The sequence below is a fragment of the Xanthomonas citri pv. mangiferaeindicae genome (genome assembly GCA_002240395.1).
Lineage (GTDB): Bacteria > Pseudomonadota > Gammaproteobacteria > Xanthomonadales > Xanthomonadaceae > Luteimonas > Luteimonas citri_A.
On record CP016836.1, the window covers coordinates 3,144,583 to 3,159,164 of the forward strand.

Genomic DNA, 14,582 nt, shown 5'->3' on the forward strand with positions numbered 1-14,582 from the left:
GGCGCCTTCATAGGAGTGCGCGATGCGGAAGATCCACCTGCCCCTGATCCTGGCGACCTGTGCGGCGGGCCTGCTGGCCGTCTCGATGGCGATCGCACAATCGGCGCCGGGCGCGTCCGACGTGCTCGGTCACAGCTTCCGTCCGTTGGCCGGACGCGAGCCGGTCGACCTGCGGCGAACCTACGGCGGCGATGTGCTGCTGATCGTCAACACCGCCAGCAAGTGCGGCTTCACACCGCAGTTCGAGGCGCTCGAAGGCCTGCATGCGCGGTATCGCGCGCAGGGGTTTGCGGTGCTGGGCTTTCCGTCGGGCGATTTCAAGGAACAGGAGTTCGAGGACGAGCAGGCGATCCAGGAGTTCTGCACACTGACCTACGGGGTGAAGTTCCCGATGTTCCAGAAGGTGCACGTGGTCGGGCCGGACGCGGTGCCGCTGTACCGGCAGTTGGCGACGGCGACCGGGCAGGCGCCGCAGTGGAACTTCCACAAGTATCTGGTCGGGCGCGATGGCCGGGTGCTGGCGCAATGGGGCAGTCGGACCAAGCCTGACGATCCGCAGATCGTCGCCGCCATCGAGCGCGCGCTGCAGGCGCCGCGCCCATCCGCGCGCTGAAGCGCATCTAAGTCGCGGCCGGTCGCGATTGCTCCGCGCCGCGCTGGCCGCGACAATAATCGGCTGCATCGCCCAAACCGGGCAGGAGACCCTACGGATGTCCAATCTGATGCGCGCCGGTGTCGTGGCGCTGCTGATCGCCGTCGGTGCCCAGGCCGGCGCCGCCGAGCCGTCTGCCGATCGCGCGCAGACCAGTTATGTGGTCGGCCTGGATGTCGGCCGCTCGTTGGGCCAGGTGGGCGCGGATCTGGACATGCGCGCCTTCGAGCAGGCGCTTGCGAGCGCGCTCGACGGTAAGCCGCCGTCGCTGTCGCCCGAGGAGACCCGTCAGCTTGGCGTGGCGCTGGGGCAGCGCATCGCCGCGCGCAGCGGCCGTCCGGTACCGGGCCTGCCGCCGGGCAGCGAGCCGCCTGCGGTCGACACGACCAAGGTGAGCCAGATGGTGGCCGTGGATATCGCCCGATCGCTCGCGCCGCTCAAGGGCGAGATCGAGGTCGCGCCGCTGGTGCGTGCGGTCGCCGACACCATCGCCGGCCAGCCGCCGACACTCGACGAGGCGCGTATCGCGCAGATCCGCGAAGCGATGGCCGGCCGCACCCAGGCGCGGGCCGCCAACGCCGCCGAGGCCAATCGCCGCGCCGGTGCGGAGTTCATGGCCGGCAATCGCGGCAAGCCGGGTGTGTTCGCCACCGCATCGGGCATCCAGTACAGCGTCGAGCGGCAAGGACAGGGGCCGCGCCCGCGCGCGGGCGATCGTGTCCGCGTGCATTACCGCGGCACGCTGCTCGACGGTACCGAGTTCGACAGTTCCTATGGACGCGGTGCGCCTGCGGTGTTCGGCCTGGACCAGGTCATTGCCGGCTGGACCGAGGGTCTGCAGCTGATGCCGATCGGCGGCAAGTACCGGTTCTGGATCCCGGGAGACCTGGCCTACGGTCCCAAGGGCAGCCCGCCCAACATTCCGCCCAACGCCACGCTGGTGTTCGACGTCGAACTGATCGACATTCTCTGATCGCGTTTCCATTCCCGCGGCGCCACGCTGCCGCTCACGCGCAATTCCGCAATCCTTTTTCCCTGGAGTCCTTCCCAAGATGAAGACCACATCGCGTATCGCCCTCGTCGGCCTGGTGGCCGTGCTGCCGCTGGCGATGATCGCCTGCAAGCCGATCGACAAGGAGACCGGCAAACCGGTCCAGGGCACCGCCGATGCCGGCGGCGAAGCGGCCAGCGGCACCGAGATCGCCGGCCTCAAGACCGAGCGTGAGCAGGTGAGCTACATCATCGGCAACCAGATGGGCGAGTCGCTCAAGCAGGTCAAGGACGAGATCGACCTCAAGACCCTGCAGCGCGCGATCGCCGAGACGCTCGACGACAAGGCCATCGAGATCAGCGACGAGCAGGCGATGAAGGTGATGCAGTCCTTCGGTGAACGCATGCAGGCCAAGCAGCTCGCCGAGATGCAGGAGAAGGCCAAGACCAACGCCGCCGAGGCCGAGAAGTTCTTCGCCGAGAACGCCAAGCGCGAAGGCGTGCAGACCACGGCCTCGGGTCTGCAGTACCGCGTCGTCACCCAGGGCACCGGTGCCAAGCCCGGTCCCAACGACACCGTGCGCGTGCACTACAAGGGCACGCTGCTCAACGGCGAGACCTTCGACAGCTCCTACGACCGTGGCGAGCCGGCGCAGTTCGCGCTCGGCCAAGTGGTCCCGGGCTGGCAGGAAGGCCTGCAGCTGATGCCGGTCGGAAGCAAGTACGAGCTGTGGATCCCGGCCAAGCTGGGCTATGGCGAGATGGGCACCGGCCCGATCGGCCCGAACCAGGCACTGGTCTTCGAGGTCGAGCTGCAGGACATCGTCAAGTGATCCACGCACCGTCGCGGCGCGCATCGCCGCGTCGCGACGGTGGGGATGCCGCGCGATGACCGCTGCCCTCATCGATGCCGACGCCCATGCGGCGCTCGAGCAGCGGGTGACCGAGCTCGAGACGCGGCTGGCGTTCCAGGAGCACACGATCTCCGAGCTCAACGACGCGCTGACCGCTGCACGGCTCGAGCTCGTGGCCCAGACCGGCCTGCTGCGCCGGGTCATGGACGACCTGCGCCAGGCGCGCACGGTGCAGTTTCCGGACCCGGGGCAGGAGCCGCCCCCGCCGCATTACTGACGTGTTCGCATGATCGAAAGCCCAGTGCCGGGCCTGTCTGCCCGGTCGGCATCCGCCGCCGCTGTTGCGTTGTCCAGCGTGTGCACCGTACCTGTTTCTGTTCCTGTTCCCGGCGAGGTCCTTCCTCCATGAGCGATACCCTGCGCGACCAGTTGCTCGGTCTGGGCTTCAAGGCGCCGGCCAAACCGGCCAAGCCGTCACCGCGTCGCGACGAGCGCCGGGGACGTCCGGACGAGCGCCGCGGTGGCGGCAAGCGCGCCGACGGCGCGCGCCAGGACGGACCGTCGCGTCCGCCCGGCCGACGCGATGCGCAAGGCCCGCGCAAGCCGCGCCCGCCGCGCGAGGACATCGACCTGGCCAAGGCCTATGCGATCCGCGCCCAGCGCGAGAAGGACGAGCGTATCGAGGCCGAACGCCAGCGGCAGGAAGAGGCGCGGCTGCGCCGCGAGGCACGCGCCAAGCTGGAAGCGTTCGTCAAGGACAAGGCGCTCAACCGCGCCGATGCCGACATCGCCCGGCATTTCGAGTACGGCGGCAAGATCAAGCGCATCCATGTCGATGCCGAACAACTGCGCGCGCTCAATGCCGGCGAGCTCGGTGTGGTGCAGGTCAACGGCCGGTACCTGCTGGTCACCGCAGCGGTGCTGGCCGAGGCCGAGACGATCTTCGCACAGGCGGTCGCGCTGAAAGTGGACCCGTCCGCACCGGCGGGCGACGACCCCTACAGCGATCCCCAGTACCAAGTCCCCGACGACTTGGTCTGGTGACCATGCGCGCTCTCGGGCTGTGCCTCGCTGTGCTGCCGGTCGGCGCCGCTTGTGCGCAGGAGATCGCATTCGACCGGCCGGGGATCGGGTTCTCCGCATCCGTGCTCGCGCCCGGGCAGGTGGCTTGGGAACAGGGCTTGCCCGACTTCGAGCGCAATCGCGACAACGGCGTGCGCACCCTTGAGGCGACCGCGGGCAGTGCGTTGCGCGTGGGCCTGGGGCATCTTTGGAAGTGCAGCTGTCGGCGACGCCGTGGCAGCGCACGTCGACGCGCGATGCCGGTGGCGCACGGCAGGTGGCCGAGGGTGCGGGCGACAGTAGTGTCGGCCTGAAGTGGGCATTGCCCAGCGCCGGCGCGCTCGATTGGGCGCTGCTGGCGCGTTACGGCCTGGCGACCGGATCGCGTGGGCTGCGTCCTGACACCCACCTGCGCAGCCTCGGCGCGTCGGTTGAGGGCGAGACCGAAGGCGGGCGCGGCTACGCGCTGTTTGCCGGCTATCAGCACGACGACGACGGCAGCGGCTGGCAGGTCGCGCCGAGCCTGGACCTGTTCGAGGCCGGCACGATCGCCGGCTATGTCGAGGCCGGCGTCGGCGGTGGGTCGCAGGCCGGCACGGTGGTCGGCAGTGGCCTGACGTGGCGTCCGCAGCCCCAGGTGCAGTTCGACCTGTCGCTGTTACGCGGCGTCGGTGGGGATGCGCCCGACTGGCAGGGCGGCTTCGGCGTGGCGGTCGGGTTCCGCTGACGGCGCGGGACGGGGCGGTCGACTACGTGGTGCCCACAGCGATCGAGCGCACGGTGCCACACGAAGATTCTGCGTGAAGACCCGACTCTGACCCCGGTTCTGGCGTGGCTCAAGGCGCGCGGTACTCGGCAACCGGGCCCGCGACCCTGCGCCCGGCCTGCCAGACCGCTTCAATCGTGCGCAGATTGCGGATGTCTGTCAGCGGGTCGGCGGCGACCACGATGAAGTCCGCACGCCGGCCCGGCTGCAACAGACCGCGGTCGTCCAGACGCAGCAGGTGCGCCGAATCACGGGTGGCCACGGTCAGCGCCTGCTGCGGGCTGAAGCCGGCCTGCATCATCAGTTCGAGTTCGCGATGCTCGGCGAAGCCCGGTACGCGGCGCGGCAGTGCGCCGGCATCGGTGCCGAAGCCGATCCGGACGCCGGCCTCGCGCAGCGTCGACAGATTGCGCAGGTTGGTGGCGAGCGCGGCGCGGGCCTTCGTGGTCTGCGGATCGCGCAGCGTGTCGGCGCGCCACTGCGGGTCGGACCACTGCGCGCGGACCGCCTCGGGCAGCGCGTTGCGCAGGAAGGGTGTCTCCAGCCACTCGGGGTGCTCGGCGTAGATGTAGTTCGCCTCGTCGATCTGCAGCGTCGCGATGTAGCCGGCATTCGAGGTGCGCAGCGCGGCGACGAACGCCGGGTCGACCGGCCGGTCGCGCACGCCGTGGGCGACGATGTCCAGGCCGCTGGCCACGAGGTCGGTGGCTGGTGCGAGATCGTGGATATGCGCCGCTGCGAGCAGCTTCTGGCGATGGGCCTCGTCGATGGTGGCGCGATAGACCTCGGGCGCCATCGGCGGCGCCTGACCGCCGAGGGCATCGACCCACAGCTTAACGATGTCGACGCCGGATTCCGCCTGCGCGCGGACCGCGGCGCGGGCCGCGTCGGCGGTCGCCGGGCGCGCCACTGGATCGTGTGCCAGGCCCATGTTCGCAGCGGGCGGCGCGCCGCCGGGCGCACCGATGCCGCCGCCGGCGCCCAGCAGTTGCGCGCCCAGCGACGGATCACCGGTCACGGCACTGCGGATGTCGCCAAAGGCCGCGCCGTTCATGCCCAGCGACATCACCGTGGTGACCCCGTAGGCCTGGAACTGGCGCAGGTCGCGCACGACGTGCGCGCGGGTGTAGAAGCGGTCGCCGTGGGCGGTGCCCTCGGTGTTGCCGACATGCGCGTGCGCGTTGACCAGGCCCGGCACGATGAAGCGGCCGCGGTAGTCGATGCGCTCGGCCTCGGCGGGCAGGTCGTCGGCCCCAGGCTGCGCGACGCGCGCGATCAGGCCATCGCGGATCACCAGGGTGACTTCGCCCAGGTCGCGCTCGCCGTCGAATACCCGGGCATGCTCGATGATGATCGGCGGGGGCGAGGGCGGCGCATCGGCCTGCGTGGTCGCAGATGGGCCGGTGGCGGGGCTGCAGGCGGCGGTCAGGCCAGCGATCGCGGCCAGCATCAGGGCGCCGGCGGCGCGGCGTCGAAGCATGGTGGGATCCTCAGCGCGAAGCAGGCGCCGAGGATAGCGGGGCATTCGTGACGGTCATGCGCAGCCGCCCGCGCAATCCGAGGGCTCACTCGGGGTCGTAGTCCAGGTTCGAGGCCAGCCAGCGTTCGGCCTGCGCCAGCGGCACGCCCTTGCGTTTGGCGTAGTCCTGCACCTGTTCCTTCGAGACCCGGCCGACGACGAAGTACTGGCTGCGGGGATGGCTGAAGTAGTAGCCCGACACCGCCGCGGTGGGCAGCATCGCGAAGCTCTCGGTCAGCGTCATGCCGGCGTTGGCTTCTGCGCCGAGCAGGTCGAACAACGTGCGCTTCTCGCTGTGCTCGGGGCAGGCCGGGTAGCCGGGGGCAGGGCGGATGCCACGGTACTGCTCGCCAATCAGCGCCTCGTTGTCGAGCGCTTCGTCGGCCACGTAGCCCCAGTACTCGGTGCGCACACGCTGGTGCAGGCGTTCGGCCAGCGCTTCGGCCAGACGGTCGGCCAGCGCCTTGAGCAGAATCGCGTTGTAGTCGTCGTGTGCGGCCTCGAAGCGCGCGACGTGCGGTTCGATCCCGATGCCGGCCGTGACCGCGAACGCTCCGATCCAGTCCTGCACGCCGCTGTCGGCCGGCGCGATGAAGTCGGCCAGGCAGAAGTCCGGCCGCTCGACCGGCTTGTCGACCTGCTGGCGCAGGAAGTGCAGGCGGACGCGCTCGCGCTCGGAAACGACAACGTCGACATCGTCGCCGACACGGGTCGCCGGCCACAGCCCGAACACCGCCTTGGCGGTGAGCCATTTCTCCTCGACGATCCGGCGCAGCATCGCCTGCGCATCGCCGAACAGCTCGCTGGCCTGCGCGCCGACGACGTCGTCGGTCAAAATCGCCGGGTACTTGCCGAACAACTCCCAGGCATTGAAGAAGGGGGTCCAGTCGATGACCGGCAGCAGGTCGTCGAGCGGGTAGTCGTCGAACACGTGCAGCCCGGGCCGGCGCGGCGTTGGCGGCACATAGGTCTCCCAGCCGCCGTCGAAGGCCTGGGCACGCGCCTTGTCCAGTGCGACCAGCCGTTTGGCGTCGCCGCGATTGGCATGGCGCGCGCGGATCTCGGCGTAGTCGGCATCGTTGGCGGCGACAAAGGCGGGCCGCAGCTCGGGGCTGATCAGCGACTGCACCACACCGACGGCGCGCGAGGCGTCCTTGACCCAGACGGTCGGCGCGCCATAGTGCGGCGCAATCTTCAGCGCGGTGTGCGCGCGCGAGGTGGTCGCGCCGCCGATCAGCAACGGAAGCACAAAGCCCTGACGCTTCATCTCGCGCGCGACGTGGCTCATCTCTTCCAGCGACGGGGTGATCAGCCCCGACAGACCGATGACGTCGGCCTGCACCTCGCGGGCTTTGTCGAGGATCGTCTGCGCCGGCACCATCACCCCCAGGTCGACGACCTCGAAGTTGTTGCAGGCCAGCACTACGCCGACGATGTTCTTGCCGATGTCGTGCACATCGCCCTTGACCGTCGCGATCACGATACGGCCATTGGATTTGCCGGCATCGCCGGTGCGCGCCTTCTCGGCCTCGATGTGCGGCAGCAGCCAGGCGACCGCCTTCTTCATCACGCGGGCGGACTTGACCACCTGCGGCAGGAACATCTTGCCGGCGCCGAACAGGTCGCCGACGACGTTCATGCCGGCCATCAGCGGTCCTTCGATGACCTCTAGCGGCCGCGCGAACTGCAGCCGCGCTTCCTCGGTGTCGGCGTCGACGTACTGGTCGATGCCGTGGACCAAGGCATGGGTCAGGCGTTGCTGGACCGGTGCTTCGCGCCAGGCCAGCGTCTCGGTCTTGGCCGCGCCCTTGCGGCCCTTGTAGCGCTCGGCCAGCTCGAGCAGCCGCTCGGTCGCGTCGGGGCGGCGATTGAGCACGACATCCTCGACGCACGCGCGCAGTTCGGGATCGAGTTCGTCGACGATCGGCATCGCGCCGGCGTTGACGATGCCCATATCCATGCCGGCCGCGATCGCGTGGTACAGGAACACCGCGTGGATCGCCTGGCGCACGACCTCGTTGCCGCGGAACGAGAATGAGACGTTCGACACGCCGCCTGAGACGTGGCAATGCGGCAGCGTGGCGCGGATCTCGCGCGTGGCCTCGATGAAATCGACCGCGTAGTTGTCGTGCTCGGGGATGCCGGTGGCGATCGCGAAGATGTTCGGATCGAACACGATGTCCTCGGGCGGAAAGCCCACGACCTCGGTCAACAACCGGTAGGCGCGGGTGCAGATCTCGACCTTGCGCGCACGGGTATCGGCCTGACCGGCCTCGTCGAAGGCCATGACCACGACCGCCGCGCCATAGCGCAGCACCTTGCGCGCCTGGTCAAGGAACGTCGCCTCACCCTCCTTGAGCGAGATCGAGTTGACCACACCCTTGCCCTGCAGGCAGCGCAGGCCGGCCTCGATCACGCTCCACTTCGACGAGTCGACCATCACCGGGATGCGTGCGATGTCGGGTTCGGCAGCGATCAGATTCAGGAACGTGGTCATCGCCCGTTCCGAATCGAGCATGCCCTCGTCCATGTTGACGTCGAGGATCTGCGCGCCGCCCTCGACCTGCTGACGTGCGACCTCCACCGCCTCGGCGTAGCGGTCCTCGCGGATCAGCTTGCGGAACGCGGCCGAGCCGGTGACGTTGGTGCGTTCGCCGACGTTGACGAACAGCAACTCCGGGGTGATCACCAGCGGCTCGAGGCCCGACAGACGGGTAAAACGCGGCGCGGAAGGCTGGCCTGCAGGTGTGCTCATGCGGCATTGGCCCGATGGTCGACCGGCGTGCGCGGCGCGACATCGCGCACCGCGTCGGCGATCGCGCGGATGTGCGCGGGCGTGGTACCGCAGCAGCCGCCGACGATGTTGAGCAGTCCGGCGGTCGCGAATTCGCGCAGCGTCGCGGCCATGTCCTCGGGCGTTTCGTCGTAACCGCCGAAGGCATTGGGCAGCCCGGCGTTGGGATGGCAGGACACATGGACCTCGGCAATCTGCGCCAGGGTGTCGACGTGCGGGCGCAGGTCCTTGGCGCCAAGCGCGCAGTTGAGCCCGATCGACAGCGGCCGCGCATGGCGCAGCGAGTACCAGAACGCTTCGGCGGTCTGTCCCGACAGCGTGCGCCCCGAGGCGTCGGTGATCGTGCCCGAGATCATCACCGGCACCCGGCCGCCGAGATCGTCGAACACCGTCTCCACCGCGAATAGCGCGGCCTTGGCATTGAGGGTGTCGAACACCGTCTCGACCATCAGCACGTCGGCGCCGCCCTCGATCAGGCCGTGGGCGGCATCGCGGTAGATGTGTACCAGGTCCTCGAATGTCACCGCGCGGAAGCCCGGATCGTTGACGTCGGGGCTGATCGACGCGGTGCGGCTGGTCGGGCCGAGGATGCCGGCGACGAAGCGCGGCTGCCCGGGCGTGCGCGCCTGCGCGGCATCGCAGGCCGCGCGCGCGAGCGCGGCGCCCTCACGATTGAGTTCGCGCGCCAGGTGCTGCAAGCGGTAGTCGGTCAGCGACACCGCGGTCGAGTTGAAGGTATTGGTCTCGACGATGTCGGCGCCGGCCTCGAGATAGGCGGCGTGGATGCCGCCAATGAGGTCGGGGCGGGTCAGCGTGAGCAGATCGTTGTTGCCGCGCTGGTCGGCAGCCTCGCAGCCGCAACCGGCGCCGTGGCCATGGCCATCAACGGCGTGCAGCGCGTCGAAGCCGTCGGCAAAGCGCGTGCCGCGGTAATCGGCCTCGGTCAGTCCGTGCTGCTGGATCATCGTGCCCATGCCGCCGTCGAGCACCAGGATGCGCTGCGCGAGCGCGGCCTCGAGTGCGGCGACGCGGTCGGGATGCAGCCAGGTCACGGCCTTCTCGCGATGATCGAGATCACCTGGAAGTGCGGCGGCCGCTTCTCGCGCGTCACCGTCTCGGCGCTGTGGATCTCCAGCCCGGCCTTGGTGACGAAGCGGCGCAGTTCCTTGTCCGGGAAGCCCAGGTTGGCGTGGCCGTAGGCCTGCACGACCGCCTCGTGGCCGTGCCTGTCCAGGCTCGACAGCAGCAGCCGCCCCCCCGGGCGCAGCACCCGCGCGGCTTCGGTGACCGCCTGTGCGGGCCGCGTGGCATAGGTCAGCGCGTGCATCAGCACGACGAGGTCGAAGCTGGCGTCCTCGAACGGCAGCGCATGCATGTCGCCTTCGCGGACTTCGACGTTGCGGAAGCGCTTGAGGCGTTCGGCCGACGCGGCGACCACGCGCGCACTCGCATCGAGGCAGACATAGCGATGGGCGTGCGGCGCCAGCAGCTCGGCCAGCACCCCATCGCCCGAAGCGATGTCGAGCACGTCGCCGGTCTCGAGCAGCGGCAGCGCCGAACGCGCCAGCGCTTCCCAGGTCCGCCCGGGCGAGTAGTGCCGTTCCATGTCGCCGGCCACACTGTCGGCCCAGTTCTGGTCGGCGGCGCGCATTGCCAGCACGGACGGGATGCGCTCGGCGTCCTGGCGCAGCAGCGGATCGTCGCTGCCGGTGCTCAGCGCCTGCCACAAGGCGCGCTGCGCCGGGTCGAGTGCGGCGTCGTCGAACCGGTAGTAGGCCGACACGCCAGCGCGGCGATCGCGGACCAGGCCAGCTTCCTTGAGGCGCGCCAAGTGCGTGGAGACGCGCGGCTGCGCCAGTCGGGTGATCGACGACAGCTCGGCCACCGTCAGTTCCTCGACTTCGAGCAGCGCCAGCAGCCGGACGCGGGTCGGGTCGGCGAGGGTCTTGAGCCGCGCCGACCAGGCTTCCAGGTCCATGAATATCTCCATATCGCGATACAGAGATAATTTTCGGTGCGGGGGCGGGGCGCGGTCAAGCCGAGCGCAGCTCGCGTTGGGGTGCCGGCCACCTTGCAGCCGCGCGGCCGAGCACCGATGCTGCGCGTCCTCACGCTGCTCCAGGTCCGTACCGCATGTCCGATTCCCGCCCTTCGCGCGCGCCGGCGCTGGCCGCCGCCTTCGCCGATTACGCAGCGCGGCATCCCGATGAACACGCCACCGTCGCCGAGTTCGTTGCGCTGCTCGACGATCCGCTCGATCCATTCGTGCGCGAACGCCTCGCAGGCCATTTCACCGCCTCGGCGCTGGTGGTCTCGGCCGACGGCCAGCGCACCTTGCTGACCCACCACCGCAAGCTGAATCTGTGGCTGCAGCCGGGCGGCCATGCCGATGGCGACATCGACTTGGCGGGCGTGGCGCTGCGCGAGACCGAGGAGGAAACCGGCCTGCAGGGCGTAGTGGTGCTGCCGGCGATCTTCGATCTCGACCGGCACTGGATCCCCGAGCACAAGGGCGTGCCCGCGCACTGGCATTACGATGTGCGCTATCTCGTGCGTGCCGGCGCAGACGAGCGCTTTGCCGTCAGTGCCGAATCCCACGCGCTCGCGTGGCGCGCACTTGCGGACGTGGCCGAAGGCAGCGAATACGACGCGTCCTTGCGCCGCATGGCGCTCAAGTGCCTGGCAGGGCAGAGGACATCCGCCGGCTGAGCATCGCGGCGATCCGTCGGCCCGACGCCTCGATCCCGATGGCCTAGTACAGCACCCGCGTGCGCAGGGTGCCGTCGATCTTCGACAGTTCGCTGCGCAGGTGCTCGGCCTGGTCGCGGGTCGCGCCGACGTCGATGACCACATAGCCCACGTTCGCGGTGGTGCGCAGGTACTGGCCGTCGATGTTGATCGCTTCGCGCGAGAACACCTCGTTGATCTTCACCAGCACGCCGGGCACGTTGCGGTGCAGGTGCAGGATACGGTGGCTGCCGACGTGCTCGGGCAGCGTGACCTCGGGGAAATTGACCGCCGACAGGGTGCTGCCGTTGTCGCTGTAGCGCACGAGTTTGGCGGCGACCTCGATGCCGATGTTGTCCTGCGCCTCGAGCGTGCTGCCGCCCACGTGCGGGGTCAGCAGCACGTTGTCGTGCGCGGCCAGCGGCGATTCGAACAGGTCGTCGTTGCCCTTGGGCTCGATGGGGAACACATCGATCGCCGCGCCGCCGACATGCCCGGTGCGCAGTGCGGCGTCGAGCGCGTCGATGTCGACCACGGTACCGCGCGAGGCATTGATCAGATGCGCGCCGGGCTTCATCGCGGCGAGCTCCGCGGCACCGAACATCAGCTTGGTCGCCGGGGTTTCGGGCACGTGCAGGGTCACCACGTCGCTGCGCGCGAGCAAGTCGTCCAGGCCGGTTGCACTGCGGGCATTGCCGAGCGAGAGCTTGGTCTCGATGTCGTGGAACAGCACCTGCATGCCCAGCGATTCGGCGAGCACGCCGACCTGAGTGCCAATGTGCCCGTAGCCGACGATGCCCAGGGTCTTGCCGCGTGCCTCGTGGCTGCCCAGCGCGGACTTGCTCCAGCCGCCGCGATGGCATTGCGCGTTCTTCTGCGGGATGCCGCGCAGCAACATGATCGCCTCGGCGACCACCAGTTCGGCGACGCTGCGGGTGTTGGAGTAGGGCGCGTTGAACACCGGAATGCCGGCCAGTTCGGCCGCTTCCAGGTCGACCTGATTGGTGCCGATGCAGAAGCAGCCGACCGCGAGCAGCCGGCGCGCGTGGGCGATGACCTCGGCGCTGAGCTGGGTGCGCGAGCGGATGCCGACGATGTGCGCATCGGCAATCTTGGCCAGCAACTGGTCCTCGGGCAGCGACTTAGGATGCACCTCGATCTGCGTGTAGCCGGCGGCCTTGAAGGTGTCGACGGCGCTCTGGCTGACGCCTTCGAGCAGCAGGACGCGGATGTCCGCGCGGGGGAACGAGGTCTTCATCGAGGCTGCGGCCGCCGGTCGGGAGGAGCGCATCATGGTGCCAGAAGGCCGCCGCTGTTGCAGCGCAGCAGACGGCGTCGCGTCCGGGAGGCATGCGCGTCCGATTCGGCTCTGGGCCAAGGCCACGCGGACGCTGGACGCCTGCGGGCGCGGCTGGCAGGCTGGCCCGCCGTGCCGCGACGCCTTATCCCATGTCCGATGCCCGCATCGCCCGCTTGCAAGCCGCCGTCCCGACCCTGCAGGTGCGGACCGATCCGGCCGATCTGGCCTATTTCGGCGTCGACTGGACGCGGCGCTGGACGCCGGCGCCGTTGGCGGTGGCGCTGCCGGCCGATATCGCCGAGGTCCAAGCGACGGTGCACTGGGCGCGCGCCGAAGGGGTTTCGATCGTGCCCTCGGGCGGCCGGACCGGGCTGTCGGGCGGCGCGGTCGCCGCCCACGGCGAACTGGTGCTGAGCCTGCAGCGGATGAACCGGGTGCTGGACTTCGACCCGGTGGACCGGATCCTGACGGTGCAGCCGGGCATCGCGCTCGAAGCGGTGCAGGAGGCGGCGCGCGGACACGGGTTGGCGTATCCGGTCGATTTCGCCGCGCGCGGCTCGTGCACGATCGGCGGCAACATCGCGACCAATGCCGGCGGCATCCGGGTGCTGCGCTACGGCAACACCCGCGAGTGGATCGCCGGCCTCAAACTGGTGACCGGCACCGGCGAATTGCTCGATCTCGGCCGCGGGCTGGTCAAGAACTCCAGCGGCTACGACCTGCGGCATCTGGCCATCGCCTCGGAAGGCACGCTGGGCATCATCGTCGAGGCCAGCCTGAAGCTGACCGCGCCGCCACCGGCCACGCGGACCCTGCTGCTGGCGCTGCCGTCCTTCGAAGGTCTGATGCAGGTGTTCCAGGCGTTGCGCGCGCGGCTGGCTCTGGAGGCCTTCGAGTTCTTCACCGATCGCGCGCTGCATCATGTGGTCGCGCACGGCGCGCAGGCGCCGTTCGAGGCCTCGCATCCGTTCTACGTCGTCGCCGAATTCGCCTGCGAGGGCGACGCCGGCGAGGTCGCGATGCTGTCGGCGTTCGAGCATTGCGTCGAGCAGGGCTGGGTCGAGGATGGCGTGATCGGCCAGAGCGAGGCGCAGGCCGCGCAGCTGTGGCGGCTGCGCGAGGGCATCACCGAAAGCCTGGCACCACACGTGCCCTACAAGAACGATGTCTCGGTGCGGATCTCGGCGATGCCGGCCTTCCTCGAGGCGGCGCAAGCGCTGCTGGCGCGCGAGTACCCGCAGTTCGACGTGGTGTGGTTCGGCCATATCGGCGACGGTAATCTGCACATCAACGTGCTCAAGCCGGCCGATCTCGCCAACGAGGTGTTTGTTGCCCAATGCGAGCGCGTGACCAAGCTGCTGGCCGACACCCTGCATGCGCACGGCGGGAGCATCTCGGCCGAGCACGGCATCGGGCTGGTCAAGAAGCCTTATCTCGCATCGACCCGCAGCCCGGCCGAGATCGCAGTGATGCGCGGCATCCGCCATGCGCTCGATCCCGACGGCATTCTCAATCCCGGCAAGCTGTTCGATGCCTGACTGCCGCTTGGCACCTGCCATCAAGGTGGCGTGAGGGCAGGGTAGAGTGTGGCCTCCCCGATGGAGATGCCCCCGATGTCCCGAGCCTTGCTGGCCTGTGCGCTGATCGTTGTGTCCACGTCGGCATTCGCCGGCAGTTTCGCCGGCACGACCGGCGGTGCAACGTCCGCTGGCAGTTCGGCGTCGTCGGGCAGCAGTTCGGGCAAGGACAAGATCGTGCTGCAGGCGCGCGAAGACGCCGCCGGGTTCGTCGCCAGCGACGGTCGGATCCGCGGCGTCCGTCTTGAGGCCGCACTGCGCCACCTGCGGCAGACGCGGCCCGATGCGCAGGCGGCGAGCGACCTGCAACTGGCGCAGGCGATCCTCGCGCTCTAACGCCG

The 14,582-nt window shown here is 69.4% G+C and carries 14 protein-coding genes; 9 read left to right on the plus strand and 5 right to left on the minus strand.

What is annotated here, in order from left to right; translation table 11 throughout:
* Positions 1–22 precede the first annotated feature (22 nt).
* From BEN78_13635 to BEN78_13660, 6 genes are all read left to right on the plus strand, one after another.
* Positions 23–613 (plus strand): glutathione peroxidase, encoded by a 591-nt coding sequence (locus BEN78_13635; protein ASR44250.1) that lies wholly within the window; start codon positions 23–25, stop codon positions 611–613.
* A 97-nt stretch (positions 614–710) separates the two neighbouring features.
* The gene (locus BEN78_13640; GenBank protein ID ASR44251.1) at positions 711–1,625 is read left to right on the plus strand and encodes a hypothetical protein; all 915 of its coding nucleotides are present in this window, start codon (positions 711–713) and stop codon (positions 1,623–1,625) included.
* A 79-nt stretch (positions 1,626–1,704) separates the two neighbouring features.
* Positions 1,705–2,475 (plus strand): hypothetical protein, encoded by a 771-nt coding sequence (locus BEN78_13645; protein ASR44252.1) that lies wholly within the window; start codon positions 1,705–1,707, stop codon positions 2,473–2,475.
* Between the two features lie 55 nt (positions 2,476–2,530).
* Complete coding sequence (locus BEN78_13650; protein ASR44253.1) at positions 2,531–2,773, plus strand: hypothetical protein; 243 nt, start codon at positions 2,531–2,533, stop codon at positions 2,771–2,773.
* 128 nt (positions 2,774–2,901) lie between these two features.
* Positions 2,902–3,540 carry a nucleoprotein/polynucleotide-associated enzyme gene (locus BEN78_13655; protein ASR44254.1) on the plus strand — a complete coding sequence of 213 codons (639 nt, stop codon included), beginning with the start codon at positions 2,902–2,904 and terminating at the stop codon, positions 3,538–3,540.
* A gap of 226 nt (positions 3,541–3,766) precedes the next feature.
* Positions 3,767–4,285, plus strand: coding sequence for a hypothetical protein (locus BEN78_13660; GenBank protein ASR44255.1), 519 nt, complete (start codon positions 3,767–3,769; stop codon positions 4,283–4,285).
* Between the two features lie 109 nt (positions 4,286–4,394).
* Here BEN78_13660 and BEN78_13665 read toward each other — a convergent pair whose 3' ends face one another.
* The 4 genes from BEN78_13665 to BEN78_13680 form a co-directional block, all read right to left on the minus strand.
* On the minus strand, positions 4,395–5,804 hold the full coding sequence (locus tag BEN78_13665; protein ID ASR44256.1) for an amidohydrolase: 1,410 nt from the start codon (positions 5,802–5,804) through the stop codon (positions 4,395–4,397).
* An 85-nt stretch (positions 5,805–5,889) separates the two neighbouring features.
* Entirely contained in the window at positions 5,890–8,598 is a 2,709-nt protein-coding gene (locus BEN78_13670; protein ASR44257.1) for a methionine synthase, read from the minus strand.
* Entirely contained in the window at positions 8,595–9,689 is a 1,095-nt protein-coding gene (locus BEN78_13675; protein ASR44258.1) for a 5-methyltetrahydrofolate--homocysteine methyltransferase, read from the minus strand. Before BEN78_13675 ends, BEN78_13670 begins: the two co-directional genes overlap by 4 nt.
* Entirely contained in the window at positions 9,686–10,615 is a 930-nt protein-coding gene (locus tag BEN78_13680) for an ArsR family transcriptional regulator (GenBank protein ASR44259.1), read from the minus strand. The genes BEN78_13675 and BEN78_13680 overlap by 4 nt, the downstream gene beginning before the upstream one ends.
* 155 nt (positions 10,616–10,770) lie before the next feature.
* Between BEN78_13680 and BEN78_13685 the strand changes: the two genes are divergently transcribed.
* Entirely contained in the window at positions 10,771–11,346 is a 576-nt protein-coding gene (locus BEN78_13685; GenBank protein ASR44260.1) for an NUDIX hydrolase, read from the plus strand.
* Positions 11,347–11,389: 43 nt separating this feature from the next.
* Here the strand turns inward: BEN78_13685 and BEN78_13690 are convergent, their stop codons facing one another.
* Positions 11,390–12,622, minus strand: a complete 1,233-nt coding sequence (locus BEN78_13690; GenBank protein ASR44261.1) for a D-3-phosphoglycerate dehydrogenase — start codon at positions 12,620–12,622, stop codon at positions 11,390–11,392.
* A gap of 191 nt (positions 12,623–12,813) precedes the next feature.
* On the opposite strand from BEN78_13690, the gene BEN78_13695 reads away from it, so the two are divergent.
* Both BEN78_13695 and BEN78_13700 read left to right on the plus strand, forming a co-directional pair.
* Positions 12,814–14,202: an FAD-linked oxidase gene (locus tag BEN78_13695; protein ASR44262.1), complete on the plus strand. Its 1,389-nt coding sequence runs from the start codon at positions 12,814–12,816 to the stop codon at positions 14,200–14,202.
* Between the two features lie 75 nt (positions 14,203–14,277).
* Positions 14,278–14,577: a hypothetical protein gene (locus BEN78_13700; protein ID ASR44263.1), complete on the plus strand. Its 300-nt coding sequence runs from the start codon at positions 14,278–14,280 to the stop codon at positions 14,575–14,577.
* The last annotated feature ends 5 nt before the right edge of the window (positions 14,578–14,582 follow it).

Excerpts from the sequence above, each read along its gene's own strand:
- BEN78_13645 (ASR44252.1), top strand. The coding sequence starts at position 1,705 with ATGAAGACCACATCGCGTATCGCCCTCGTCGGCCTGGTGGCCGTGCTG.
- BEN78_13665 (ASR44256.1), bottom strand. The coding sequence starts at position 5,804 with ATGCTTCGACGCCGCGCCGCCGGCGCCCTGATGCTGGCCGCGATCGCT.
- BEN78_13680 (ASR44259.1), bottom strand. The coding sequence starts at position 10,615 with ATGGACCTGGAAGCCTGGTCGGCGCGGCTCAAGACCCTCGCCGACCCG.
- BEN78_13690 (ASR44261.1), bottom strand. The coding sequence starts at position 12,622 with ATGAAGACCTCGTTCCCCCGCGCGGACATCCGCGTCCTGCTGCTCGAA.
- BEN78_13670 (ASR44257.1), bottom strand. The coding sequence starts at position 8,598 with ATGAGCACACCTGCAGGCCAGCCTTCCGCGCCGCGTTTTACCCGTCTG.
- BEN78_13695 (ASR44262.1), top strand. The coding sequence starts at position 12,814 with ATGTCCGATGCCCGCATCGCCCGCTTGCAAGCCGCCGTCCCGACCCTG.
- BEN78_13685 (ASR44260.1), top strand. The coding sequence starts at position 10,771 with ATGTCCGATTCCCGCCCTTCGCGCGCGCCGGCGCTGGCCGCCGCCTTC.
- BEN78_13655 (ASR44254.1), top strand. The coding sequence starts at position 2,902 with ATGAGCGATACCCTGCGCGACCAGTTGCTCGGTCTGGGCTTCAAGGCG.
- BEN78_13635 (ASR44250.1), top strand. The coding sequence starts at position 23 with ATGCGGAAGATCCACCTGCCCCTGATCCTGGCGACCTGTGCGGCGGGC.
- BEN78_13650 (ASR44253.1), top strand. The coding sequence starts at position 2,531 with ATGACCGCTGCCCTCATCGATGCCGACGCCCATGCGGCGCTCGAGCAG.
- BEN78_13700 (ASR44263.1), top strand. The coding sequence starts at position 14,278 with ATGTCCCGAGCCTTGCTGGCCTGTGCGCTGATCGTTGTGTCCACGTCG.
- BEN78_13640 (ASR44251.1), top strand. The coding sequence starts at position 711 with ATGTCCAATCTGATGCGCGCCGGTGTCGTGGCGCTGCTGATCGCCGTC.